Genomic DNA, 24,919 nt, shown 5'->3' with positions numbered 1-24,919 from the left:
ACTTGGTGGCTTAAAGCCCCAAGTGTTACACGTGATTTTCCCGATAAAACGTTCGCAAAACATGCGTTTCAAGGTCAGCCAGACGGACAGGGATCGGCAGCCTGCTTTCTCGATTGATCATTTTCATTGTGATCTGATAGCTGCTTTCTAAATCAATGTTATGTCCGCAAGACAAGAAGATAGGCTTCACGTCCCGCCGTGTCCGAAGCGCCCGGCCATATACCTCGCCGTCAATGAGAATATCGGTGTAGGCGCCGACTTCATTTTCAGGCATCTTGAAATCGCAGCCTTTGATTTTGAGATAGGTTTTCGCAATCCCTATCGTCGGCTTACCCAGAAAAAAAGCCGCATGGGTGGCAACGCCCATATGATTGTAATGCAGATACCCGTTGCCATCAAACAAAAACACATCCGGCTCCGCCTCCAGCTTTTCGGCCGCTTCAATGATCAGCTGCAGCTCGCGAAACGCAAGAAAACCGGAAACATACGGCACGCTGATTTTCCCCATGCTGTGCACTTTTTCAATCACTTCTTTTGTATCAGCGTCAATCACGATGATACTGCATACGCCGTACGGTTCCCCGTCCCGCTCCCAATAAGCGAGGTCGACGCCTGCGCAGGTGTTGACGGAGTCTGGATGGATGACGGGGGATAGGTTGATTTTATGTATAAGGGATTGTTGTGTTTGAACAAAATCCGATTCATCTTTTAGATCAAAATCGTGAATTTGATGTATTTTCATTTCACTTGTTTTCCTCTCTAAAAATAGTCTTCGTGCTCAATCGTCCTGCGTTTCGATCTAACGAAGACTCCTTCAACAAATTATATCTTTTATTAAAATTCATTTTTCATTTCTTTCATAAAAATAAGGTCCAATTGTTTAAGTAATTCTTTAAGTTCAGTACACATAATATCTTCTAAAGGATTTTCCCAATCTTCGTTTTTTATCAGTTCAATGCCATAACTGCCGGTTGGATCGCCTTCTGGGTACCACCCTACATCAAGCAGCAAATTTTTAGTTTTATGAGAAATCTGCAGGAGGTCTTGATTAAAGTCAAATAACCAAGCATCATCATTTTCCTCTAGAGTTTTAGGGTCAGTATCTTTTAATGTAATATAATCAACAGTCCAGCCCGCCGGTATCTTAAGCCTTAAGAAATTGGGAACATGTTGGCTTAGCTGTTGCAAACCCTCTAAAACCCCGCTTCCCACAGTCCAGATTTGATATTCTAGCTCTTCCAATAATTGTTCCATTTCATTAAAAGAGTCTTCTTTATAAATCTTATCTGCTTTTAAGCCCGCTACTTTGACATGATATTGATCATTTTCAAATATTGCCTTAATAACAGCATTACGTTTTTCATTTTGTAGTTTTAGCAGTTCATATTTTTCTTCCATTCTTTTTTCTGAATTTAAATTGTTCTGTACTACAGACCAGCCATTACAGATTTTCAATGGCTGCAATTGAGAAATTTGATTTCTGTCCATCCAGTTTCTCCTTGTACTCCACATTGTTATACTATCTATAAAAAAACTTGCCGATGACAACAGGGCAAGCTCTTAACTATAGCAATTCTAATACATCAGTAAACAAGGCATCTCCTAATGTTAATCTCCTATTGAAAGACTGTATATGGGGCAATTCACTCCCCTCATACACAGTATCGTAGTAATCATACAAATACTGAGTTCGATAAACCCTTTCTCTTGCATTACTTTATTGATATAGTTCGTTCCCTGAATGAATTCTAAAGATTCAGCGGTACCTACAATATCATAAGCCCCGTCGATTAATTCATGTCTAAGGGAATAACTATAATCTGGTACATAAACAGGAACCAGATTAGATACTTTCATATTGTTTTGCTGTTCTAGATGAAATCCATTTTCCCCAGAAAGATCTTGCATGTGGATATTGATTTTTCCAGAAGGATTGTTTAAATCTCTAACTTCAATTTTTTTAGACTTTTTATTTGACTAAATTCATCAGGCACTTTTATTTTATCTGCACATTTGTTCTTGTACCATTCGTCTAATTCCCTATTCACAAATAGACGGTTAAGCAGTTCACCGATTTCAGGGTATTCATTAATAAATCTGATTCCATGTTCGAACTATTCCAGCCATTATTATTTAACTACTTCCACCAAGTTGTTGTTACTTGTTTTAAATAATATTCAATATATAAAATTACTTTTTTATAATCATCTGATGAAAATTCTTTAATAGGATCTTCCCAATCATTATTTTTGACTATTAAAACCAGATAGTTACCTTCAGGTGAAATGTCAGGAACCCAGCCTAAATCAAGCGTTATTGAGGATTGTTCATGATAAAGCTGCAACAAACTGTCTGTGAACAAAAACCAGGAATCATCATTCGGTTCTAAAGTTCTTGGATCTATTTCAACAAAATGATTATAATTCACTTTCCAACCTTGTGTTATTCTTAGGGGATGTAAATTTGCTTTTGGAACATCTAACTTAACATATTTTACCATTAACAGAACCTCTTTAGTTTTGTTTTAAACTATTTTCATGGTTTACCTTAGTAAATTCTAGCCTATTATTTTTTCTCCCTTTAAATTGGGTGTTTGTTGTTGAACCTATTCCATGACCAGCTTGATGCTCATTTGGGAATTTTGTAGAGTGGACAGCAGCTTTTTTTCCATCCGTTAACCAGAGTTTCCGTAGCTATCCATGTGAAATATAAAAGAGATAATGAAGGCGTTTCTATTTTGCATTAAAACCTTCAAGATTTTTCAACTATACTATTAATTCCTTCAAAAATAATATCTCTCATAACTTCATTATTACTTTTAAAATTTCTTTCATTTTTTATTTTATTAAAAACTTGCTTGATAACCCCATCAATCATTATTGTTTGTTAACCCTTCAACGTCCTCTTCATCGCCTTCTTTTTAAACATTTCATTCAATATAATTAACTTCTGTTCTTGCGACATTACATTCTCTCCTTTACATTTTCGAATCATTTTATTTCACTTTTCACAAAACTTAATCTTTAATTTTTTTCTCTATAAATCAACAGTTTTGAATTAGTTTTACCATTAATCCTGTAAAAGCTTGATCATTTGTAATGTTTTTTGCTTTCAAAAGGTAAAAACTAAAAAAGCAGGTACAATATAACTACCTGCTTTTTTACTTAAATTTTATTATCAAAGTTAATTTCTTTTACAAGGATAGCTTCGTTTCCGTACTCTTCAATGTCGGCCTTTAGCCAACTGCTTTCCTCTTCTCTATATTTATAAAATCTAAGTGTCGCAAAACCTTCATCAATACTTATAATCACAACAAATTTATGTTCAGGAAATTTTTCTTTTAAATGTTGTTCCCAACCGTCTACTATCTGAAACGCATAAAGTGAAATCTCTTCATCAGACAAATCACTGTAGTCTAAATAATCGTTTATGCGGAGCTCATTACACGATGCTTCATACCCCGTTTTATCCCCGTACATTTTCAAAATTCTATTCCAATTTATCGTTGTCTTATCAGTTAACTCATACTCTAGATCTAGAATATAGCAATCGTCTACTTTAACTATATTAGGTGAAATAATATCCTTTAAATTAGATAGGTCAACTTTATTTGCATTGCTCAGATCTTCAAGTCGTTCTTTTAGTCTTTTCATATTTTTATTTGTATATTCCATATATAATCTTCACTCCTATACTAAAATACAGGATCCTCACCTAAAAATTTCAATCCCTTATTTATAGCTTTCTGAACACTCTTGTCTTTAAGTACTTTTTGAATTTTGCTAGGTGCATCTTCACCTGTTTTTTGGTCATAAAACTTTTTTGTTTCTACATCAAAATACCATTTTTTATTGTTTGGCTCGTGATAGTGAATTTGACCTTCTCTTTGCCCTGGATTTGGGTTTTCAATGTCTATTCTTTCTGTCTTCCCATTTTGCCATGTTGTCTTACTTGCAATTTGAGTTCCATTTTGACCGAAAAGTTTCTTACTATTCCCGCCACCACTACCAGCCATCTTCACAATCCCAAGATCTTTCACAGCTTTGGTTTTCACATCAGCATGAATGATTGGGAAAGTTGCGCCATCCGGTGTGACAGTCTTGTGGACACGAATTTTTACATTCGTCGGTACTTTGAATTCTTTTACTTGGTCTAGAATCTTTTTCCCTTTTTCAACTTTTGATGCTTGTGGCGATTTTGCAAGCGGTATGCCTTTGTTTACATGCTTCGCCAATGCACCCGCTCCAACCAAACTCAGCGCAGCTTCCAGCGCCCCTTGCTTCCGCTTCTCCTCAGACACTTTGTTTCCGAACATATCTCTGCCTGTGACGGCTTCTGAGAATCCGTTTGAGGCGACAAGGCCGTATGCGCCCATTTCTGTCATTTTGAGAATGTCTAAGGATTTTCCGGTTTTATAGGCATCTAAAGCATGTTCTGCGGCAATGACGGTTTTTCCGGTTTTGTAAATGGCTTTTCCGCCTTTGAAAGCGCGGCCCGCCCAGCCGACGACCGGTATGAATCCGGCGGCGGCCATCGCTCCTGCTGTGACGCGTTCTGCGGTGGAGAGTTTTTCGCCGGTCACCGGATCAACGCCTTCGGCTGCTCTTTTATAATCATAATAGCCGGTGACTTCGCCGGTAAAGTTGCAGATGCCGTCCCATGTTTTTTCGTACCATGGTTTATTGGCTTCTTCTTCAGCCTTTTCCTGAAGCCGTCTTGCTTCGGCCTGCTGGGCTTTTGCGTCAATATAGTCCGTGCCCTGTTTTTCTGTCGCCATGACGCTTTTGTAGATTTCATTGCTGTGGAAGGCTTTTTTGTCATAGTACATAGGGGATGCGCTTTTCCCGTTGCTGGTGGCCTGCATGAGAACGGAATATTTGCTGAGCACTGCGTTGTCCAGAGATTCTAAGTTTTGATATTCAGCGGTCAGGGATTCATCAAGCGTATCGACTGCCGTGATCGTATCGCGTCTGGTTTTCTGGGCATCGCCCATTTTATCAGCGTAATCATCCAGCGTATATGTGTCGAGATGAATAATATCGCTGATGCCTGACAAAATTGAATCGATTTCTGCTTTATGAGCGGAGACAATCTCTGAAGCTTTCAAATCCGCGTTGGGCAGCTCATGCTCCAAAAATGAAGTCTCCGCATATGTATCGCTGAGTTCTTGATCTTTAATGTCACCTGAAATGCCATTTAAAAACGCAATTTGAGCAGAGACAAGCGTCAGCCAGCTGTCGGCGATTTCCGCTTGTCCCTGAAAAAAATCTTTTATATTGTCTGCGCCTTTCCCTTTCAAAGCATCACCCAGATCGGCCACGCCTTGAAAGGCTTGTTTGAGCGCACGCAGCTGCTCTTCAAGGGCTTCGTATTGTTTCTTTCTCTTATCTGCTTCGTCCGTTAACGATTGTGATTCAAACACTTTGCTCATCGGCAAGTCCTTTCTTTCGTTATTTTACGGCGATCGCCTCGTCCTGTTCTTTCAAAGAATCTACGTTGTCTTTAACGTCCGCGATATTCTTATGAACGGCCTGCTTGTATTCGCTGATCATCGATACAAGCTTTGCCTCGCGGGATTGATATTTGGAGGTATAGTCGAGCTTGTTTTTTCCGTTTGAACCGGCGTTCCCGACCGAAACGGCCTCCAAAGCGCTGCTGACGGATTCAAGCTGCTTCATGACAGCTCCGTATTTGAGTTTTATTTCTGCCATTAAAACCAACTCCAGCTTCTTTTGATTGATTGTATTTTTTCTCCGACTGTGTCAAGGGCTTCTTCTCCCAGCGTCAGCAGGTGCTCTGCCTCTCTCGCGATGCTTCTGGCGGCAAGGAGCCCTCCTTTTTCAATTTCAAGCTGTGTCATCTTTAAGCCGATTCGGTAAATATAACCGTCGTATTTGTCTGTAACGATTCTGTATGCTTCTGTATGGGCCTGATCGCGCCGGTCATCAAATTCTTCAGCAAAAGTGCCGGTCCAATGATGATCCAGGTGCGGCCTGAGGATGTCCCTGATTTCAGACACGCCCTCTTCCTGCAGAGATTCTATCTCTCTTTTCGCTTCTTTTAATTTATCAATTTGGTCTTCAACCTCGCCCAGTTTATGGCTGATTGTGCTGTTAATATGGCTTAATGTGCTTGAATGGCTCATCTTTTTCACCTCGTCTTACGCAAAAAGTCGTACAAAAAGCACAGACTTTTCCATACTATATTTCCATATATTATATTTTAAAATAGACAGAAAGCGGCTTAAATAGGTTAAATGGCTTATTTTCAGCAGCCGAGATGTTCATCATTAACGCCAAAAGACTCACATAAACGGCATATCCATTCATTGATCTCCTCTATGTATCCATGATAAATTCCCTAAAAAAAAGGAGACAGTGATGAACCGTCTCCTTTGCCTTGTATCATGATCATCATACTGTCGTTAACTGCAGTCCCAGTTGTACAAAACGTTTGAGAAATCTTTTTTCTTCAAATCTTCCGGTCTGATAAAGAAATTGGCGATTCCCACATCTCCCCACATCGAATCAATGTCATCATCTGAATCAATTTGCAAAAGCAGAATCGTATGGTTTTGATGGGAGTAAGACCGCGGATCTTCCTGGGTGAAGGACGCATAGCCGCCGATTTTATGGCCGAATGCGTTCGCCGTATATTCGTCATACACCTCATCGTCAAAATGCTCGAAATAGTCAAAGGCATCCATCCCGGCATACTGCCTGAATTGAAAATCAGACGGGAGCACCCATTCAGCAGACAGCTCAGGGGTGATCAGCGCTTCGGATTGAATCGGAAAATCGTACTCCTCTTCAACCTGAACGAAAGAAAAATCATCCATGAGCTCCGCTTCTTCTGCTGTCACATGTTCAAAATATTTAACGCAGAAACCCGTTTGCGCGCACCCGTCGTCAAAATTCAAACCGTATACGTCATCACTGACCGATATGTAAAACTGAAGAATGCCGGTGTCCGGAAAATCAGGAAGTCCGGGCATATCCGCAAAATTGATTTGAGCGAGAAGCTTCATCGGCCTGCCGCTTTCATCTTCAGGGTATGGTTCATGTTTCGGAAAATAGGGGTCTCCGGCAATTTTACTGTCATACCGACCCGTTTCAGCTTTTTTGACGTGCAGTTTAATAAAGCGCCGTGCTGACGTTTCCAGCAGACCGCGGGATGATTCCATTTGCTTCGGCAATTTCCATGTGTTTTCCACGATTAATATCTCCTTCGTCTCTAATGATTGTATGATAAAAGGCCGGCGCGGTCCGCCGGCCTTTCAAGTGACAGAATCAGTCTGAGGCACGACGGCTCTTCTTCCGATTGAGATATATTCCACGCCCGCCTGTTCCGCTTCCTCAAGCGAGTGGCAGTTTCTCCCGTCGAAAATAACCGGGGTTTCCATCAGCTCTTTGTACGCATCAAGCGGGAAGTGTTTAATTTGTTCCCAATCTGTCAGAATCAGGACGGCATCCGCTCCCCTGACGGCTTCTTCTATGGACTCCCGATAGGAAACCGCAGCCGGAAGCAGCCCGGAAGCCCGGAATGAAGCAATCGGATCGTACGCTGTCATCCGGGCATCAAGAGCCGCCAGACGATCCGCAATGACAATGGACGGCGCGTCCCGCATATCATCTGTATTTGGCTTAAAAGACAGCCCTAATAACGCGATGGTTTTCCCCGTCACACCGCCGAGCCTGTTCAGCACTTTATCAACCAGCATGGACTGCTGGTTATTGTTGACCTTAATGACGGACTTCAGCAATTCAAAATCATGCTCCACATGTCCCGCGATCTGCACGAGGGCGTTTGTATCCTTCGGAAAGCAGGAACCGCCGTAACCGATGCCGGCTCTTAAGAATTGATTGCCGATCCGTTTATCCAATCCCATTCCGTGTGCGACTGATTCCACATCCGCACCGACTTTTTCACATATATGAGAAATCTCATTAATAAAACTGATTTTTGCGGCTAAAAAAGCGTTTGACGCATATTTGATCATCTCAGCGCTTCTGATGTCCGTATGATATACCGGAATCGCAAGCGGCGCGAAAACCCGGTCAAGCGTTTCCCGCGTCTGCCGGTCTTCAGCCCCGATCACGATGCGGTCGCCGTGAAAGGTATCGTGAATCGCTGAACCTTCACGGAGAAATTCCGGATTCGAGGCGATTGAAATGTTCACGTCCGCTTTCAGCCGTGAATGAATAACTTCGCTGATCCTGTCATTCGTTCCCACGGGAACCGTGCTTTTTGTCACGACAATCGCATCTTTACAAATATGTTCGGCAATCCGTTCGGCGACATTTTCAATATAAGTAAGGTTTGCGTGCCCGTCTTCTTTTTGCGGCGTTCCGACCGCTATAAAAATAACGTCCGCTTCCGCAAGCCCTTTTTCGTAGCTTGTTTCAAATGCCAGCCGATGCCGGCCGATATTTCGTTTCATCATATCTTCAAGGCCCGGTTCAAAGATAGGGGACAATCCCTTTCTCATCTGCTCAACCTTACGTTCGTCAATATCTATGCATGTTACGTCATGGCCGATTTCTGAAAGAGACACTCCTGTCACAAGACCGACGTAGCCTGTTCCGATCACTGTTATTTTCATCGTGTTCCCCCAACCGTTTAGAAATTGCTGCTGGGCAGCTTACCGTTATTATCATATGATCCCGGCGCCGGCTGAATGCCGGAAGCCTGAGGTCATGATAGGAAAAAACGGTGCCGGCCGCTGATAATAGCATAAGCATAAAAGAATCATCTTGCAAAACAGCCGCTTACGCTTCATTTAAACGGGATGGAGACGACGATTAAAAAAGACCCCAGCGCTTACGGCGGGCCACAGGCAGCGGAGGTTCCTTATAAACGGCTTTGTTTTCAGCGAGAAGCGCCGCATTTTCCGTGAACATGTAAATCAGCTCTGTCCCTGCTTCTTTTTTCAGAACGCCGAGCGCCTCCTGATAATAAAAATTTCTCGGTCCGAGATTATGGGCGTCAGATGCGAGAAAGTGGATCAAATTCGCTTCAATCAGCTGCAGCGAAAAGGATTTCGCTTTCCGCCCGAATGCTCCGGCAATGCAGCCGGCCGTTACTTGGGCGGCCGCGCCTTTCTTCACAAGACTGTATAGGACGGAAGGGTTTTCGCGAATTTCTCTGTTCCGCTCCGGATGGGCAATGATGGGGACATATCCGTTCAGCTGCAGTTCATAAAACAGCCTTTCAGCGTAGGCCGGGACATGATCCGCCGGAAATTCCGCCAGCACATACTTCGTATTATGGAGCGGGACAAGCGAGCCGCTTTGAAGACCTGCCAGCAGATCTCCGTCTATTCTGATTTCCTGGCCGGGCAGAACAGTCAGCGGAATGCCTTCCTTGTTCAAACGTTTGTTTAACAGGGTGACCGCTTCGTTGACCGTATGCCGGTCCGTGTCATAGCGGTATTTCACATGATGCGGCGTCGCGATGATCGTATCAATCCCCTGTCTGACCGCTTCTCTCGCCATCTTCAGACTTTCTGTATCATCCGCCGCGCCGTCGTCTATGGAAGGAAGGATGTGACAATGGATATCTATCATATTTCAATCCCTCCTTAAAAAGAATGGACCGCGCCCATTGTGACATTATTGTCCGTAGTAGGCGTAGTCCGAATGTTTCGTTTGTTTCTTCCCGTTCATCACGGCCCCAAGGAGCTTGCACGGGCAGTAATCGAGTGCTTCTTTCGCCTTGGCCGCTTTTTCCTTGTCCGTTTTCCCGCTCGAGATCACCATAATAGCCCCGTCAGTGTAACTGCCTAATATTTTCGTATCGGCTACGGCCAAAACGGGAGGCGTATCCAAAATCACTTTATCATAAACTGCGCCGGCTTCTGACAGAAGATCTTTCATGGCACCCGTCGATAAAAGCTCCGCCGGATTGGGCGGGATCGGCCCGCTCGTTAAAATATCCAGGTTTGCTTCATCAGCCGGCAGGACGGCTTTCTGAAACGGCATCTGTTTTAACAGCAGCGACGTTAATCCGGTTCCGTTGTCCAATTTGAAGGTGAAATGAACCGTCGGTTTGCGCAGATCCGCATCAATTAAAAGCACTTTTTTCCCCTGCTGTGCAAATACGACGGCAAGGTTGGCCGCGGTTGTCGATTTTCCTTCTTCCGGACCGGCGGATGTGATCAAAAGGGACTTCACCTCCGTATCAACGGAAGAAAATTCAATGTTTGTGCGGATCGTGCGATATTGTTCTGAGTTGATGGATTTCGGCTCAGACATCGCAATCACGCTTCGTTTTCCGAGTTTGTCTTTTTTACGCGTCAACATGTCCGCCCCCCGCTTGTTTGGTTTCCGCCATCCTCAAGTTTTTGGCAACGCTGTCTTTAGTGCTGATTGAAGTAACCGTTCCCAGGACCGGGATGCCGAGCAGTGATTCCAGCTGTTCTTCCGACTTGATCGTATTATCCAGATGTTCCAGCAAAAAGGCGAGACCGATTCCGCCCAAAAGTCCGGCGGCAAACGCAATCGCGATGTTCAGCTTACGGTTAGGCTCTGCCGGTGACTGGCTGTCCGCCGCTTCGGCCTTTGAAAGGATGCTGACATTATCCACGTTCATGATGGCGGTGATCTTGTCCTGAAAAACGGCTGCAACCGCATTTGCCATAACGGCCGCCCGCTTAGCATCCGTATCCCTCACGGCAATCGTCACGACTTGTGAATCCTGCTCGCTGGACACCGTGATTTTCGATTCCAGCTCTTTCGAAGTCATGGACAGATTCAGCTGTTTAATCACCTCATCGAGGATGACCGGGCTTTTGATGATGACATTATACGTGTTGATTAATTGGAGGTTGGTTTGAACGTCATTGAATTGGACTTCTTTTTGATTGTTTTTGGATTGACTGACCAAAATTTGAGTTGAGTTTTCATAGACCGGCGTAAGAGCGAAGAAACTGATGAGTCCGCCTGCGGCAGATGCCGCCGCGGTAATAATAAGTATAAACAGCAGACGCTTTCTCAGTATTGCGAATATTTCCTTTATGCTTGTAGATTCTCCCATATAACCTCCATATCACTTTCCGCGTATTCCCATTCCCTCCAATGATCTTTTCCAATTATGATTATACAGCTTTAAACTGTCATTTCTAACCTTTTCAAATGACAAAATTCGACAAAAATAGACAATCACTTCAATTCGTTTTATTTTTGTAAGCGCTTTAAACAATGGTGTTACAGGAAGATTAAAAAATCCCGCGGTCAAGAGCCTGCGGGATTTTATGTTGCATATCCATTTTTAATATAAGAAATCAAATTCTCAAGCATTTCTTTTGTGGTCATCTCAGAGGACTGCTCACCAATGTCGTGCGCATGCATTAAAATCTTCAGAAACTCCTCTTGATCTAACTTCGTTTTCTTCATCATTCGTTTCCTTTCGGCTTCCATTAAATTGAAAACAAGATTATTATATGCTGTCGGGTGCTGTTTTGCAATCTCTAATACATCATTCGACACATCCGGGTTTTTATGTCCTTTTTTAGGAAAAACTTTTTCCGAGCCATGTGTTGCGATATAATAGAGGAATTGGAATCTTTTTATTTTGTGACTCGTTAGGAGCGATAATCATGCTTCAGGATATGATTGCTAAAGAAGATGTGCTCGCAGCGGCTGAACAGCTTAAAGAACTTCTTCCTTACAATGAAGACAATGTTCAGCTGATGAAGAAAGCACTCATTTTATATCGGCAGGATTCCGTCTATCGTATACAGGTTCAAACCCCGACAGAGATTTCCGCATATGTGCAGGATGTTGTGCCTGTAAGGGTCACGCTGAACTTATTTTTCATGGTGAAAAGCGGCTGCGCATGCCCGTCTGAGGCGATCTGCCGCCACGTGCTGGCCGTTTTTCTTTACGTATATGCCCAATTCGAGCGGGTCGGTACCTTTACCGAACATTGGCTGGAAAGAGAAAAGCTTGAGGAAAGCAGGGAGCTTGTCCGCCGGCAGTTTCAGGAAAAAGTGCTGCCGAATGAAGAGTCGCTGTCAAGCTGGCTCGCTTTTTTTGATTCGGAATTCTCGCTGTGGGAGGCGCGGACGCCGGCCGGAAGCCAGACGATGCAGGGCCTTTATTACGGCTATCTGTCAGCGCTCAAAAAGCACGCCCCGAAAAAACCCGAGCTTAAAAGCTTATATCAGATTCATTCGGCGCTTGCCGTCTGGCTTCACATGTTCACTTTGATTGAGTCAGGCAGATTGGATGCCGAAAAAGATTATTACAGCATCAATCCATACGTGGAACAGCTGATGGATACAATTTATTCCTCCATTGACAGACTGAAAACGTACGCCTTGTCTTTTTCACTCGATCCTTTTTTAGACCGGACGCCTCCGGTGCTCCGCAGACTGCTTGTGAAAGAAGAGCTTTTTCAATACGAACGCCTCCGGGTATTCGGTGAAATGTGGAGCGCGCTTTTGAACCGGCCGAAATGGGTCGCGCGTGAACAGGAGATTCTCGCACAGGAAAGCGGGCGCCGTTTTTCACCGGAAGTGCGGTTCGGACGGCTTCATCTGGCCTTTTTACAAAAAGATGATGAATCTGTCTTTGAAGATATGTCCCGCTTCCCTCCTGAAGCGCTGCCGTATACCTTTCAATGGCTCGGTGAACTCACCGCGAAAAAAGACTGGAAACGGCTGAAAACATGGTATGGCCGGATCGAGCCGCTTGCCGTGAACTATACGAAGCTTGATAAGCCGTTTAAAGAAATGCGCGACATTATCGGAGAGCTGTTTGCGCTATTGGCGGATTATGCGCGGCACTCACGGGATGATCAGCTGTTTGAACGGTTTGCTTCCGGCTGCCTTCCCTATACCTTTACCGAATACAGCCAGTACCTGTACGAAAAACGGCGGTACGCGGAGTGGGTGGAGATTCACAGCCTCGTCGGTTTTTCCGTCTGGGAAATCGAAAAGGACATCCTGAAGGAAATTGCCGCCAGTGATCCGGAAGCGCTCATCCCCTCCTATCACCGGGCGGCGGCCTTTTTTATCGATCAAAAAAACCGCAGCGCCTATAAAGAGGCTGCACGCCATCTGAAAAAACTGCGGACGCTTTATAAAAAGGCAAAAAAACAGCAGGTATGGGAGCGGTATATCAGCCGGCTGAGCGCAAGTTACAAGAGGCTGCGCGCCCTTCAAGAAGAATTGCAGAAAGGAAAGTTGATTGATGGCGAGTCTTAAGGAAATTTTCATTCATGTAGAACAAATGGAAGATTGGACATTTACGCTGTCAAGCCATGATGAGAAGGAGCAGCCGCTTACTCTCAGTCAGATGAAGACTCATTTGTTCCAATGGCATGAGTCCACCTTTTACGGAACGTTTCTTGAAGACGTCAGCTTCATCGGCACCCCGGCCGTTCTGCTCAGCCCGTGGATGACCGTCGAGCTGCTCGGAAAAAACTCGTTCAATTCATTCAGCACCGTGCAGCTGACAAAGGAAACGGAACCGTTAATTGAAGCGGCTTCGACGATATACGAATTTATTGCCGACGGCGATTTTCTTCCGGATTATGAGGCTTGGCAAAATGGTGTCCTGCGCTTCAAAGACCGCGAGCTTTTGCTGGAGGGCTTTACGGCAGACTGGTTCTCAGCCGCGGTCCAGGACTACATTCAGTACAATGATGACCTGCTGGAAAAATGGCGGCAGATCGAAACCCGCTCACCGGCCGTTCATACGTTTAAAGGCTCCTTTTTGGATGAAGATGATTTTCTCGAGGGAATCGGCTGGCATGACGATCTGACGCCGTTTACCGTCGGGCTCCGATTAAACGAGCCTGATTTTGACGGTGACGACTGGAAAATCGAAATGTTTTTACGTGAGAAAAAAACCGGCTCCATCACCTTTTTCGACGGACTGAAGGGACTGAAAAAAGCGTGGCAGGCATACGGCGGAAAAATCGCGCGCGAACAGGACCGCTTCCGCAGAACGGTTCCCTGGCTTTCGTTTGATTCAGGAACGACGCTGATTTCTGAAGAAGAGGCTTGGATCTTCTTATCGGAAGCGAGTGAGACGCTTGTCGATATGGGTGTGGAGATTCTTCTCCCATCATGGTGGCAGATTGTCCGGGACAGCAATATGATGCTCAAAGCGAAAGTGTCATCCTCCCCGCGGGGCGAGTCCTTCGTCGGCATGAATGCTCTGCTTGATTTCAACTGGAGATTCGCCACAAACGGAATTGAGCTGACAGAGGATGAATTCAATGAGCTCGTCGCAAACAACAGACGTCTCGTCAACATCCGCGGCCAATGGGTGAAAATTGATCCTCAATTCATTAAACAAATGAAAAAACTGATGGAAAAAGCGGAATCTGAGGGCCTCCACATGTCCGACGTGCTGGCGCGCGAACTGATGGATCACGGGGAAAACGGAGCCGAGGACACAGACATCATTGACTCATCGGCATTTGCCGGGATCAAGATCGAATTATCAAAGCAGCTCAGAAGCCTGATCCGCAAACTGACGGAAGCCCGGGATCTGCCGGAGCATGAAGTCAGCGCCGCGTTTCAGGGCCAGCTCCGCCCTTATCAGATGTACGGCATGAACTGGCTTCTGTTTTTACGGAAAAACGGCTTCGGCGCCTGTCTCGCAGATGACATGGGACTTGGAAAGACGATTCAGATGATCGCTTATTTTCTCCATGTGAAGGAAAGCGGCCGGCAAAAAGCGCCTGCCTTAATCATTGCGCCGACATCTGTGCTCGGCAACTGGCAGCGTGAGCTCCAGACTTTCGCGCCGCAGCTGAAGGCCATGCTTCATTACGGCCCCCGCCGGCCGAAGGGGGAAGCATTTGTCCCGGCCTATCAGGACGCGGATGTTGTTCTTACTTCTTACGGCCTGTCGCACGCCGATCAGGAAGAGCTTTCTTCCGTGACATGGAGCACCATCTGCCTTGATGAAGCGCAAAATATTAAAAACGCGCATACGAAGCAGTCCCGCGCGATCAGAAAGCTGAAAGGCGTCCATCATATCGCGCTGAGCGGAACACCGATGGAAAACCGCCTGACAGAGCTTTGGTCGATTTTTGATTTTATGAACAAAGGCTATCTCGGCAGTCTGACCGGCTTTCATAAACGCTATGTGCTGCCGATTGAAAAAGACCGTGACGAAAAAAGAATCAACCAGCTTCAGCAGTTAATCCGGCCGTTTTTACTGCGCCGGACAAAACGGGATGAAGAAGTAGCGCTTAATCTTCCTGACAAGCTGGAACAAAAAGAGTTTATCCCGCTCTCAGCCGAACAGGCATCCCTTTATGAACAGCTTGTCAAAGATACATTTGAACATATGGCTTCTCTGACCGGGATGCAGCGGAAAGCGCTGATTCTGAGCATGCTCGGCCGCTTGAAGCAAATATGCGATCATCCCGCGCTCTATTTGAAGGAAGAACAGACAGAGCTGTTAAACGGGAGATCCGTCAAACTGGAAAAGCTGCTTGATTTAATGGCGGCGATCCGCGGACAAGGGGAAAGCTGCCTCATTTTCACCCAATACATTCAGATGGGCAACATGATGAAGCGCCTCCTGGAAAAAGCATTCGGAGAACCGGTTCAGTTTTTAAACGGAAGCCTATCCAAGCAGGAACGCGATTCTCTCGTCGAACGGTTCCAGAAGAAAGAATACCCGACGCTGATTTTGTCACTGAAAGCGGGCGGAACCGGCCTTAATCTGACGGCTGCCAATCATGTCATTCACTATGACAGATGGTGGAATCCGGCGGTGGAAAACCAGGCGACCGACCGCGCCTACCGAATCGGCCAGGAACGGTTCGTCCATGTTCACAAACTCATTACGACGGGAACGATTGAAGAAAAAATTGATGCCATGCTCGAAACGAAACAAACGCTGAACGATCAGATTATCCAAAGTGAAAATTGGATTACCGAGCTGTCATCCGCTGAGCTTGAAGAATTATTCACCCTCAGCGCATCAGCGCAATCACATTAAACGCAAAAAGACCGGCTCTCTCAGAAGAGCCGGTCTTTTATGTCGTCCTTACTGTTACGCCGCATTTGCCATGAATGCGTCACGCCAGTCATGAACAGTATCGCCATACCTTTCACAGTAAATTCCTGATCATATGCGCAACGCCGTTTTGATCATTTGTCAATGTAACGGCATCAGCGATCTCTTTAATATCTTCTCTCGCATTCCCCATCGCTATGCCTTTTCCGGCCGCCTGAAGCATTGAATAGTCATTTAAGCTGTCACCGACCGCGGCGGTTTCAGCCATCGGAATGCCAAGCTTTTGCGCCAGCCGTTTGAGCGCCTGCCCTTTAGAGGCGTTTCGAGACGCCAGTTCAAAGTTGTGATCGGCAGAGCTGACAAGGGTGAGATCTTTCTGACCGCTGAATCGGTCCCAGCCCGCTTTCAGCTTCCGCTCATCAAACGAAAATCCGAGAATATTATAAAAATCCAGATGCTCTTCTTTCTCAAAGAGCTCACGGTATGAATGAATGTAAGCAAAGCCGGACTGGCTGTATTGCACTGAAGCCGCCTGTTCCAAAACGGAAAGATCGGTTTCCGGATTGGCGCTTTTCACCCGGTCCATTTCGATATCGAGCAGCTGCCTGCCGGTTTCAGGCGTATAGATGGCTTTGTTTGTAAACACCTCATAGTAATATTGATTCTCTTCAAGCCATGACAAAATGCCGCGGGCTCTTGTTTCTGCAATCGCATCACAGTGGTACAGGCTGCCGTCAGGAGCATGAATGGCGGCTCCGTTTGCGCTGATAATCCATGTTTTTATGCCGAGCGGTTCGAAGATGGAGTGCACGTCAAAATGCGCGCGTCCCGTGGAAACCACGATTTCAATTCCCGCTTGCCGGGCTTCCCTTAAAGCCCGCTCATTTTCATCGCTTACTTGATGACTGCTGTTCAGCAGTGTGCCGTCCAGATCTATGGCAATCAGTTTCACATGTCCTCATCCTCTTCTTCAGATTCAGTTACAAGCAATTCTACGCCGTGCCGGTCGAGCAGATCGCAAAAATCCTGATCAGGCAGCCGATCGGTAATCAGCAGGTCAACCTCGTGCAGGTCTGCATACTGATAAAAACTCGTACGGCCAAGCTTGGAGTGATCGCTCAGCGCAATCACCTGTTCCGCCTGTCGGATCATTTTACGCTTTACCATGCCGTCTTCTTCATGCGGGATCGTCAGGCCGTTTTCCGAGATGCCGACAACGCCGATCAGCACCTTATCGGCGTGATAATCCCCCAGTTTTTCTACGACGGAAGCCCCGTATAAAAACCGATGTTCCTTCTGGAGCTTTCCGCCGAGCAGATGAATATCAATTCCCTCTTTTGCGGAAAGGATATCGGCCTGATTGATCGAATTTGTAATAACAGTGCAGCCGGTGACATTTAAATGCTCCGCGCAGGCCTGCACGGTTGTCGAGGTGTCCAGAATGATCCGGTCTCCTTTATGGATCAGGGATGCGGCCAGCTTGCCGATTTTGTTTTTCTCTTCAGAAACAGTTTTCAGCCGGCCCGAATAGCCAGGAACCTCCTGATTCACCGACGGCAGAATCGCGCCGCCCCGTGTTCTGATAATGGCCCCGCGCTCTTTCAGCTTTACAAGGTCCCTTCTTGCGGTATCTCTTGAAATATGAAGCAGCGAACATATCTGTTCAGCGGTAATCCGCCGATGCTGTTTCAAATATTCCATTATCGCAATCAGTCTTTCTTCTTGATACACGTCCTCATTCCCTTTTTCGTCACTTATCTGTAAGTAATTATAAGTTTTTATCCCAATATATTCAATGTTTTTAAGTATTCATAAGCGAAATCACTTCTTTTTAACCATTTTTCAGCTCCCGCACAAAAAAACCAGTCTTTCGACTGGCGAGTGGGAAGGTGGTATTGCGGGGCCCGCTGAAAGGCGGGAAATCGAGGAAAAAAGCATGCTATTCAGCCAGCGGCTCTTTCCGTTTTTGATCCATAAACCGAACGGTATCAGCCATGACCTCGGTCACATAAACTTTTACGCCGTCTGTCTTTTCATAACTTCTCGTCTGGATTCTGCCGCTTACACCGACCATTGACCCTTTTTGGCAGTACAATGCCGTGTTTTCAGCGTTTTTCCTCCAGATGGTGCAGTTGACGAAGTCGGTTCCGGTTTCACCCGACGCGCTTTTAAAATTGCGGTTTACCGCCAACGTAATATGAGCGACGGGAATGCCCGCTGATGTAAAACGGAGCTCCGGGTCTTTCGTCAGCCGGCCGACAAGCATAACGTGGTTAAACAAGCCGTCTCCTCCTCTCTTTTTCGAGGCTGGCTTCATTGTAGTACAAGGGCTCGTGAAAGCAAAAAGCGGATAAAGCCGTTATTCGTTCAGGCTGCTCTTATGTTTTCGTTTTTCTTTCTGATAAAAAAAACTTTTGTTTTTGACCGCTTATGTAATATGTATTTTTGAGCAGCCGCGAGAAAAGTTTCGTTTTAAGCCAGTCTTTCTCAAACATGCGGACAAACTTTCCGCCGTCCCATGCGAACCAGTAAAAACTCAGCTTTTTATCAGTCAGTGAAAGCTGAATTTTATACTGTTCCATGCGGTCTTTTGTTTCATATAAAAAGACGACATTTCCCCTTCTGTTAAGATGCACCTCACAATCTTCCTTTTTGCATACCAAGTAGGAATGATCGTCTTTTCGCCTTGAACCGTCTTCTATATAGATTTCCTTCAGGCGCAATTGATTCATAAGCATCTCTCCATGACCATATTCTTTTACATTATAATGAAAAAATAGAAATGATTAAATGTTGACCGCCTACAAAAATGATGAAGCATGTCTTACAGCATTTTCCCGGGAAAAATGATATGTGTTATAATAAATGAACGAAAAACATGGACAATAGGGGTGAAAATAAGAGATGAAAACCTTTAAACTGGTTGATCTGAATGTGGAACGTTTAGATAAAGACGATCAGCCGATTGAACAGTTTCCCCTTTTAGACGGATTGATTATTAACAAAGAGGACGGAGAAAATCATTGGTTAATTGAAGCACTGGTCCCGGCCGAACACTTGTCTTTTTTTAACATGCTGATGAAAAGCCAGAAAGAAGCGAAGGTGTTTGTAACGATTACGAAAAAAAGCAACCGCCCCGCCCAGCTGACGGGAAGCATCAAAAATATCGTGGAGCTGGAAAAGAGTATACAAGTTTTAATTTACGGTCAAATGGTGTCAAGAAACCACCCCGGATCAGAAAGCATTCTGGAGTCGCTCGTGAAAGAAGGCTACTCGGGCAGCCGGCTGATTGAAGCGTTTAAACAAAAATTATAATCATATGAAAAAGGCCGGACGTTAATCATCCAGCCTTTTTTTGTGCCCTAGTCATTGTGAGGAGCCCGCTGTTTCAGCAGATCTCTGATTTCAGTCAGCAGTTCTGTCTGCTGATCTGTTTCTTCTGCTTCTTCAGCCTCTTCTTCTGCTTCTTTTTTACGTCTCAGCTTGCCTATTGTGCGGATCACGATAAAAATAGAAAATGAAATAATGAAGAAGTTCACAATCGTTTGAATGAAGCTTCCGTACTTGATATGAGCATCGCCGAATGTCACGGCCAGCCCTGAAAAGTCAAGACCGCCAAGAAGCAGGCCGACCAGCGGCATGATGATGTCTTCAACGAGCGACGTCACGATTTTGCCGAAAGCGCCGCCGATGACGACACCGATAGCCAGATCCATGATATTGCCCCGCATCGCAAAGCTTTTAAATTCTGACCACATTACATTCACCTCTTTCTATACAAAATGGGCTTTTTTATAAGCCCATTTGTTTGTTTTTATTCTCCGAGCGCAAAGGTTAATTCAGCTTCACACACGAGCTCGCCGTCAACTTTGGCAACGCCTTTGCCGCGTCCGATCGTACCGCGCGCGCGGGTAATATCAACCTCAAGCTCCAGCTTGTCACCCGGTTTTACCTGCTTTTTGAAACGGCAGTTATCAATCCCCGCAAAAAATGCGAGTCTGCCCCGGTTTTCTTCTTTAATCAGCATCGCAACCGCTCCGACCTGCGCCAAAGCCTCTACAATTAATACGCCCGGCATAACAGGGTATTCAGGAAAATGGCCGTTGAAAAAATCTTCATTCGCCGTCACATTTTTATATCCCGCCGCCCGTTTTCCTTCTTCGACTTCCGTAATTCTGTCTACCAGAAGAAACGGATAGCGATGGGGAATAATTTCTTTAATTTGCTGAGTATCAAGCATTCTCTTGACATCTCCTTCATCGACAATAGTATGTATAGAAGGCATATGTGGCAACCAATCTGTACATTTGGAAGTATATTATGAATCAATTTCTTTTTCAACCGCGCTGTAAACTGTAACCAGCTGGCAATGAGCCTCGTCCATTAATGTGTTATGATAAATAAAGATTTTTACCCTATGCAAAGAGGTTGGAAGATGATTGCTAAGTTTACTGAAAAACGTACGCTGGTGATGCTGAATGAGTGGTATGACGCCATGGGAAAACGCCAATTCGATCTAGCCCGTTCCCTTCACGAACAAATCAATCAGCATCTCCCCAAATTACAAAAGAATGCAAAGCTCAAACTCAGATATCAGCTGTTTTTCGCACGGTTTCAGCTGCTGTTTGAGAAAAAAGACGGTCTGAATAAGCTGTTCTGCGAGCTGAAGCGGCGCAAAGATGAGATGGATCATGAATTAACTTATTATTTCTATTTTTTCAAAGGATTATTCCATATGGTGAATGGCGCTCCGAACCGTGCTGTCTGCCGCTTTAAAGAAGCTGAACAGTACCTGCCGGCCATTCAGGACCGTTTCGAAGCCGCTGAATTTTATTATAAAACAGCGGGTGCATATTACATGATGAAGTCGCCTGCGCTCTCCATTCAATATGTCAATAAAGCGCTGGAAATCTATCAAGATGAAGCCGGCTACATCAAAAAAACGCTCAGCTGCCGGCTGCTTCTCGCCGTGAATTATATAGACGAGGCACGCTATGACGACGCAGAACAGCTCTTTAATGAATCCATAAAGATAACGGACCGGATCAATGACAATAACCTGCTGTGCCACGCCTATTATAATTTTGGTTTTTTAAAGACAGCCCAGAAAAAAGATAAAGAGGCCCTCCCTTTTTACAAAAAGGTATTGGGCAATCAGCGTTTCGAGAAAGAGTCTCCCGTTTCCTACCTGCATTGTGTATACGAAGCGGTCAGAGCACTTTTTAAAACCGGATCTGACGCCGAAGGACAAACCGTGCTGCAGAAAGGTTTATACATATCTGAAAAAGTGCAGAACAAGATTATGAAATTGAAGCTGACCGCGCTCAACATATTGTACACCGCTCAGGAGGACCCGTACGACCGATTGCAGAAGCTCGTGCTGGAGCTGCAGAAAATTGAAGCGTGGGTGGATTTGGAAGTGCTGCTTCAGGATATTACTGATTACTACAAAAAAAAGGGCGATTTTGAGAAAGCCGCATTTTTTATCATGCGCGGCTGATCAAAACGCCCCTTCTTTTATCTGACTGAGTTGATTAAGCCCAGCATTTGGTCTCCCAATGTAATCGTGCGGCTGTTCAGCTGATAGGAACGCTGAGACACGATTAAGTCGGTCATTTCTTTTGACATATCGACATTTGAACCTTCAAGCGCGCCCTGCTCCATGCCGATTGCCTGCCGGTTTGCGCCGGTAAGCTCTTCAATCGCTGAAGCCCCCGCGCCGTTTACGGAAAACAGATTATCCCCTTCCGCATGAAGCGCCTGAGGATTATTGACATTGACGATGCCGAGATTAAACGTCTGCGAACGGGTTCCCGCCTGGTCTGAAGCAGTCAGCGTTCCGGTTTTGCTGATTTTCAGCTGAGTCAGCGAACTGTCAATTTGTATGGGCTGACCGTTCTCATCGAGAATGGGATTGCCTCCCGCTGTCATCAGCTGAAGCAGCCGGTCATTTCCGCCGGCCGGCTTGAGGGAAAGTGAGCCGTCCCTTGTATACACCCGCCGTCCGTCCGCTTCTGCCTGAAGATATTGATAAGGTGATGTGAACGCGATATCAAGGTCACGGTCGGTTTTTTTGATGCTTCCCTGCCCTGAGTCCAGCTGCGGAGTCATGACCGTTCCGGCGCCGAGACGCAGGCCGGGCGGCGTTTTCCGCATGTTCGGCGAATTTTCCTTTTTGTCATCTATATGGTCATACTGCTGTCTGATCAGCTCGGAAAAGCGGGAGTCCCTCGCTTTATAGCCTGTCGTATCACTGTTTGAAAGGTTGCTGCTGACTGTATCCATCTGCTGCTGAAGCTGATTTAAGGCTGTTGAAGCCGTCAGCATTGATCTGAGCATCATAATTGAATGTCCCCCATTTTGTTACACTTTGCCGATTTCATTTGCGGCTTTATCCATGCTTTTATCGTAAGCCTGAATGACTTTTTGATTGGCTTCAAATGATCTGTATGCTTCCGTCATTTCTGTATACGTGCTCGTCACATCCACGTTCGAAAGCTCCGAGACGCCTTGCTTTAATGAATACGAGACTTGGGGATTCGCCGCCGCGCTCGGCAGTTCAGAGCCGTCGGCCGTGCTGTATAGGTCATTGCCGTCCCGTTTCAGATTGCGCACGTCTTCTTCCATTCTGATGTCAATCTGCCCCGCCGGCCGGCCGTTTGTCGTGACCGTTCCGTTTTCTGATACGGTGAATTTTTCATTGTTGGCTGTAATCGGCTGTCCGTTTGTTGATAACACAAGGTTTCCGTTTATCGTAAGCTGATTGTTTTCATTTAATGAGAAAGTGCTGCTTTTTGAATAGCGGACGCCGCCTGCGGTCTGCACGGGATAAAACAGCTCGGCGTTTTCATTCGTTTCGGCATTCTTGGGAACCTGATTCTCCATCAGTGCGATATCCGTCGGCTGATCGGTCGTTTTCAGGCTTCCCTGCGTAAACAACGGTTTCAGCTCCTGCATGTATACGCCTGTGTTGACGGAACCGATTTTCGTTTTTTTGTCGCCTTCTATTCGGCTCAGAAGCATCTCGGGAAAGGCGCGGATTGAACCTTGATCCTCTTTGTACCCTGATGTATTCGCGTTTGCGATGTTATTTGACAGCATTTCCGTTCTTCTCTGCTGTGTAATCATTGCGGACGTTGCGGTATATAATCCTTTTAACAAGTCTTCCACCTCTGAAATAGCATTATTTCCAGTTGCCTCACCGGAACATTTGTTCTATAATGAAAATCAGCATTTTTTCTTATTATCGGATTTACATTCCCGTTCGTGAAGGGTTTGACAGAAAAAAACCCCATTCTTTTTCAGAATGGGGTTTTATCATCAGCTCAGTTTGCGTTTTGGAAGCTTGTCCATGTTATCCAGCATGACGCCGGTTCCGACCGCAACACAATCCATCGGGTTCTCAGCGACAAGAACAGGCACCCTCAGCTCTTCGGCAAGAAGCTGGTCAAGCCCGTTTAACAGCGCTCCCCCGCCGGTAATGATAACGCCGCGGTCGATGATGTCAGCGGACAATTCAGGCGGTGTTCTTTCAAGAACCTGCTTGGCGGCCTGCACAATGACGGCAACTGATTCACGAAGGGCTTCTTCTACTTCTTTGCTGTTTACTGTAATCGTTCTCGGCAGACCGGAAACCATGTCACGGCCGCGGATGGTGATTTCTTCATGACGTGCGTCTGGGAAAACCGTTGCGACCTTCACCTTAATATCTTCAGCGGTACGTTCACCGATCAGCAGCTTATACTCGCGTTTGATATAATTTAAGATTTCCATGTCAAACTTGTCCCCAGCCATCTTAATAGAAGAGGAGGTGACAATATCGCCCATAGAAATAACTGCGATATCTGTCGTACCGCCTCCGATGTCAACAACCATGTTACCGCTCGGCTGGAAGATTTCCATACCCGCGCCGATAGCGGCAACTTTTGGTTCCTCTTCAAGGTACACATGCTTTCCGCCGCTTTTTTCAGCTGCTTCTTTAATCGCTTTTTGCTCAACGGATGTAATATTCGTCGGGCAGCAGATCAGCATGCGCGGTTTTGAGAAAAGTCCTTTTACATTCAGCTTATTAATGAAATGTTTCAGCATGGCTTCTGTTACTTCGAAGTCTGCGATTACGCCGTCTTTCAGCGGACGGATCGCAACAATATTCCCAGGTGTACGTCCAACCATTCGTCTGGCTTCTTCACCGACAGCCAGCACTTTGCCGCTGTTTTTATCAAGTGCCACAACGGAAGGCTCATTCAGAACAATTCCTTTTCCTTTTACATGGATCAGTACATTTGCAGTACCGAGGTCAATTCCAATATCCCTTGCAAACATCTATTTATATCCTCCTTGATATCTGTTTCACAGTAAAATATCCACATTGTGCCCTAATTATATATATTATCATAATTTATCAAAAAAAAGCTGCTGAACGATATAAGTTCTTGACAAAATTTTGCGGATATTCGCGAAACCGCCCGGGAGGAGAAAAAAGGGCCCGGCAGACGTCAGGCGCTACGGCTGCTGAACGGGCTCCCCTTCAAGAATTTCATCCTTCTTGTACTTTAATTTCGTCGCCTCTCCCCCTCTTAAATGTCTGATGGATTTATGATAATCGAGTATTTCTTTTACTTCATTCGCCAAGTCAGGATTGATTTCAGGCAGGCGCTCTGTCAGATCTTTGTGTACGGTACTTTTGGAAACACCAAACTCTTTCGCAATGACACGAACGGTTTTTTTCGTCTCCACGATATACTTACCAATCTTGATTGTTCGCTCTTTGATGTAATCGTGCACACCACTCGACCTCCCCAGTTGGATGTGAGAAGTGTGAAATGAGATCCGTATTCTGTAACAGATTCACTGATGATGCAGCTTCTTCGTTGTCCGATTATATAAGAAGGTTTTAGAAATATGCCCACGATCCCTCACCTCAAACACTCTCT

The 24,919-nt window shown here is 45.4% G+C and carries 27 protein-coding genes and 1 pseudogene; 4 read left to right on the top strand and 24 right to left on the bottom strand.

All coding sequences use genetic code 11. From position 1 onward, the window contains the following. Positions 1–25: 25 nt before the first annotated feature. The 14 genes and pseudogenes from ACWHAR_RS12135 to ACWHAR_RS12070 form a co-directional block, all read right to left on the bottom strand. Positions 26–742, bottom strand: coding sequence for an endonuclease V (locus ACWHAR_RS12135; protein WP_032876029.1), 717 nt, complete (start codon positions 740–742; stop codon positions 26–28). 92 nt (positions 743–834) lie between these two features. Then, the gene (locus ACWHAR_RS12130) at positions 835–1,488 is read right to left on the bottom strand and encodes a hypothetical protein (RefSeq protein ID WP_032876026.1); all 654 of its coding nucleotides are present in this window, start codon (positions 1,486–1,488) and stop codon (positions 835–837) included. A gap of 76 nt (positions 1,489–1,564) precedes the next feature. Then, positions 1,565–2,102 (bottom strand): annotated as a pseudogene (locus tag ACWHAR_RS12125) (hypothetical protein). 35 nt (positions 2,103–2,137) lie between these two features. Next, on the bottom strand, positions 2,138–2,500 hold the full coding sequence (locus tag ACWHAR_RS12120; protein ID WP_022553898.1) for a hypothetical protein: 363 nt from the start codon (positions 2,498–2,500) through the stop codon (positions 2,138–2,140). Between the two features lie 664 nt (positions 2,501–3,164). Then, positions 3,165–3,674 (bottom strand): hypothetical protein, encoded by a 510-nt coding sequence (locus ACWHAR_RS12115; RefSeq protein WP_032876023.1) that lies wholly within the window; start codon positions 3,672–3,674, stop codon positions 3,165–3,167. A 20-nt stretch (positions 3,675–3,694) separates the two neighbouring features. Next, positions 3,695–5,431: a ribonuclease YeeF family protein gene (locus ACWHAR_RS12110; protein ID WP_032876020.1), complete on the bottom strand. Its 1,737-nt coding sequence runs from the start codon at positions 5,429–5,431 to the stop codon at positions 3,695–3,697. 19 nt (positions 5,432–5,450) lie between these two features. Next, entirely contained in the window at positions 5,451–5,711 is a 261-nt protein-coding gene (locus tag ACWHAR_RS12105) for a YwqI/YxiC family protein (RefSeq protein ID WP_032876017.1), read from the bottom strand. Next, positions 5,711–6,145: a DUF5082 family protein gene (locus tag ACWHAR_RS12100; RefSeq protein ID WP_032876014.1), complete on the bottom strand. Its 435-nt coding sequence runs from the start codon at positions 6,143–6,145 to the stop codon at positions 5,711–5,713. The genes ACWHAR_RS12105 and ACWHAR_RS12100 overlap by 1 nt, the downstream gene beginning before the upstream one ends. Positions 6,146–6,424: 279 nt before the next feature. After that, positions 6,425–7,213 carry a YwqG family protein gene (locus tag ACWHAR_RS12095; protein ID WP_049589297.1) on the bottom strand — a complete coding sequence of 263 codons (789 nt, stop codon included), beginning with the start codon at positions 7,211–7,213 and terminating at the stop codon, positions 6,425–6,427. 63 nt (positions 7,214–7,276) lie between these two features. Then, positions 7,277–8,602 carry a UDP-glucose dehydrogenase family protein gene (locus ACWHAR_RS12090; RefSeq protein ID WP_032876011.1) on the bottom strand — a complete coding sequence of 442 codons (1,326 nt, stop codon included), beginning with the start codon at positions 8,600–8,602 and terminating at the stop codon, positions 7,277–7,279. Between the two features lie 199 nt (positions 8,603–8,801). After that, the gene (locus tag ACWHAR_RS12085) at positions 8,802–9,566 is read right to left on the bottom strand and encodes a tyrosine-protein phosphatase (protein WP_032876008.1); all 765 of its coding nucleotides are present in this window, start codon (positions 9,564–9,566) and stop codon (positions 8,802–8,804) included. Positions 9,567–9,611: 45 nt separating this feature from the next. Then, positions 9,612–10,301, bottom strand: a complete 690-nt coding sequence (locus ACWHAR_RS12080) for a CpsD/CapB family tyrosine-protein kinase (RefSeq protein WP_021494829.1) — start codon at positions 10,299–10,301, stop codon at positions 9,612–9,614. After that, positions 10,288–11,034: a YveK family protein gene (locus tag ACWHAR_RS12075; RefSeq protein WP_032876005.1), complete on the bottom strand. Its 747-nt coding sequence runs from the start codon at positions 11,032–11,034 to the stop codon at positions 10,288–10,290. The genes ACWHAR_RS12080 and ACWHAR_RS12075 overlap by 14 nt, the downstream gene beginning before the upstream one ends. A gap of 215 nt (positions 11,035–11,249) precedes the next feature. Further along, positions 11,250–11,393 carry a hypothetical protein gene (locus tag ACWHAR_RS12070; protein WP_003151259.1) on the bottom strand — a complete coding sequence of 48 codons (144 nt, stop codon included), beginning with the start codon at positions 11,391–11,393 and terminating at the stop codon, positions 11,250–11,252. A gap of 203 nt (positions 11,394–11,596) precedes the next feature. On the opposite strand from ACWHAR_RS12070, the gene ACWHAR_RS12065 reads away from it, so the two are divergent. After that, positions 11,597–13,207: an SWIM zinc finger family protein gene (locus ACWHAR_RS12065; RefSeq protein ID WP_032876002.1), complete on the top strand. Its 1,611-nt coding sequence runs from the start codon at positions 11,597–11,599 to the stop codon at positions 13,205–13,207. Further along, on the top strand, positions 13,194–15,968 hold the full coding sequence (locus ACWHAR_RS12060) for a DEAD/DEAH box helicase (RefSeq protein WP_032876000.1): 2,775 nt from the start codon (positions 13,194–13,196) through the stop codon (positions 15,966–15,968). The genes ACWHAR_RS12065 and ACWHAR_RS12060 overlap by 14 nt, the downstream gene beginning before the upstream one ends. 112 nt (positions 15,969–16,080) lie before the next feature. Here ACWHAR_RS12060 and ACWHAR_RS12055 read toward each other — a convergent pair whose 3' ends face one another. The 4 genes from ACWHAR_RS12055 to ACWHAR_RS12040 all read right to left on the bottom strand — a co-directional run bounded on the left by ACWHAR_RS12055 (position 16,081) and on the right by ACWHAR_RS12040 (position 18,718). Next, the gene (locus ACWHAR_RS12055; protein WP_007614285.1) at positions 16,081–16,938 is read right to left on the bottom strand and encodes a Cof-type HAD-IIB family hydrolase; all 858 of its coding nucleotides are present in this window, start codon (positions 16,936–16,938) and stop codon (positions 16,081–16,083) included. Continuing rightward, a complete protein-coding gene (locus ACWHAR_RS12050; protein ID WP_003151250.1) occupies positions 16,935–17,717 on the bottom strand; it encodes a DeoR/GlpR family DNA-binding transcription regulator in 783 nt (260 codons plus the stop codon). The genes ACWHAR_RS12055 and ACWHAR_RS12050 overlap by 4 nt, the downstream gene beginning before the upstream one ends. A 208-nt stretch (positions 17,718–17,925) precedes the next feature. Continuing rightward, positions 17,926–18,267: a single-stranded DNA-binding protein gene (locus ACWHAR_RS12045; protein WP_003151249.1), complete on the bottom strand. Its 342-nt coding sequence runs from the start codon at positions 18,265–18,267 to the stop codon at positions 17,926–17,928. Between the two features lie 97 nt (positions 18,268–18,364). Further along, complete coding sequence (locus ACWHAR_RS12040) at positions 18,365–18,718, bottom strand: hypothetical protein (RefSeq protein ID WP_003151247.1); 354 nt, start codon at positions 18,716–18,718, stop codon at positions 18,365–18,367. Positions 18,719–18,890: 172 nt separating this feature from the next. On the opposite strand from ACWHAR_RS12040, the gene ACWHAR_RS12035 reads away from it, so the two are divergent. Then, positions 18,891–19,301 carry a YwpF-like family protein gene (locus tag ACWHAR_RS12035; RefSeq protein WP_032875997.1) on the top strand — a complete coding sequence of 137 codons (411 nt, stop codon included), beginning with the start codon at positions 18,891–18,893 and terminating at the stop codon, positions 19,299–19,301. Positions 19,302–19,348: 47 nt separating this feature from the next. Here the strand turns inward: ACWHAR_RS12035 and mscL are convergent, their stop codons facing one another. Next, entirely contained in the window at positions 19,349–19,744 is a 396-nt protein-coding gene (gene mscL, locus ACWHAR_RS12030; RefSeq protein ID WP_003151243.1) for a large conductance mechanosensitive channel protein MscL, read from the bottom strand. A 56-nt stretch (positions 19,745–19,800) separates the two neighbouring features. Continuing rightward, positions 19,801–20,226, bottom strand: a complete 426-nt coding sequence (gene fabZ / locus ACWHAR_RS12025) for a 3-hydroxyacyl-ACP dehydratase FabZ (protein ID WP_003151242.1) — start codon at positions 20,224–20,226, stop codon at positions 19,801–19,803. 195 nt (positions 20,227–20,421) lie between these two features. Between fabZ and ACWHAR_RS12020 the strand changes: the two genes are divergently transcribed. Further along, entirely contained in the window at positions 20,422–21,486 is a 1,065-nt protein-coding gene (locus tag ACWHAR_RS12020) for a tetratricopeptide repeat protein (RefSeq protein WP_032875994.1), read from the top strand. A 17-nt stretch (positions 21,487–21,503) separates the two neighbouring features. Here the strand turns inward: ACWHAR_RS12020 and ACWHAR_RS12015 are convergent, their stop codons facing one another. The 4 genes from ACWHAR_RS12015 to spoIIID all read right to left on the bottom strand — a co-directional run bounded on the left by ACWHAR_RS12015 (position 21,504) and on the right by spoIIID (position 24,770). Beyond that, entirely contained in the window at positions 21,504–22,325 is an 822-nt protein-coding gene (locus ACWHAR_RS12015; RefSeq protein ID WP_032876942.1) for a flagellar hook-basal body protein, read from the bottom strand. Positions 22,326–22,349: 24 nt separating this feature from the next. Further along, positions 22,350–23,147 carry a flagellar hook-basal body protein gene (locus tag ACWHAR_RS12010; RefSeq protein WP_032875991.1) on the bottom strand — a complete coding sequence of 266 codons (798 nt, stop codon included), beginning with the start codon at positions 23,145–23,147 and terminating at the stop codon, positions 22,350–22,352. Positions 23,148–23,306: 159 nt separating this feature from the next. Next, positions 23,307–24,308: a cell shape-determining protein Mbl gene (mbl, locus tag ACWHAR_RS12005; protein ID WP_003151237.1), complete on the bottom strand. Its 1,002-nt coding sequence runs from the start codon at positions 24,306–24,308 to the stop codon at positions 23,307–23,309. A 180-nt stretch (positions 24,309–24,488) separates the two neighbouring features. After that, a complete protein-coding gene (spoIIID, locus tag ACWHAR_RS12000; RefSeq protein WP_003151236.1) occupies positions 24,489–24,770 on the bottom strand; it encodes a sporulation transcriptional regulator SpoIIID in 282 nt (93 codons plus the stop codon). Between the last annotated feature and the right edge of the window lie 149 nt (positions 24,771–24,919).

The organism is Bacillus sp. LR--39 (genome assembly GCF_053613335.1).
Note: the sequence above shows the minus strand (reverse complement) of the source record. Positions and strands in the feature narration are given on the sequence as shown.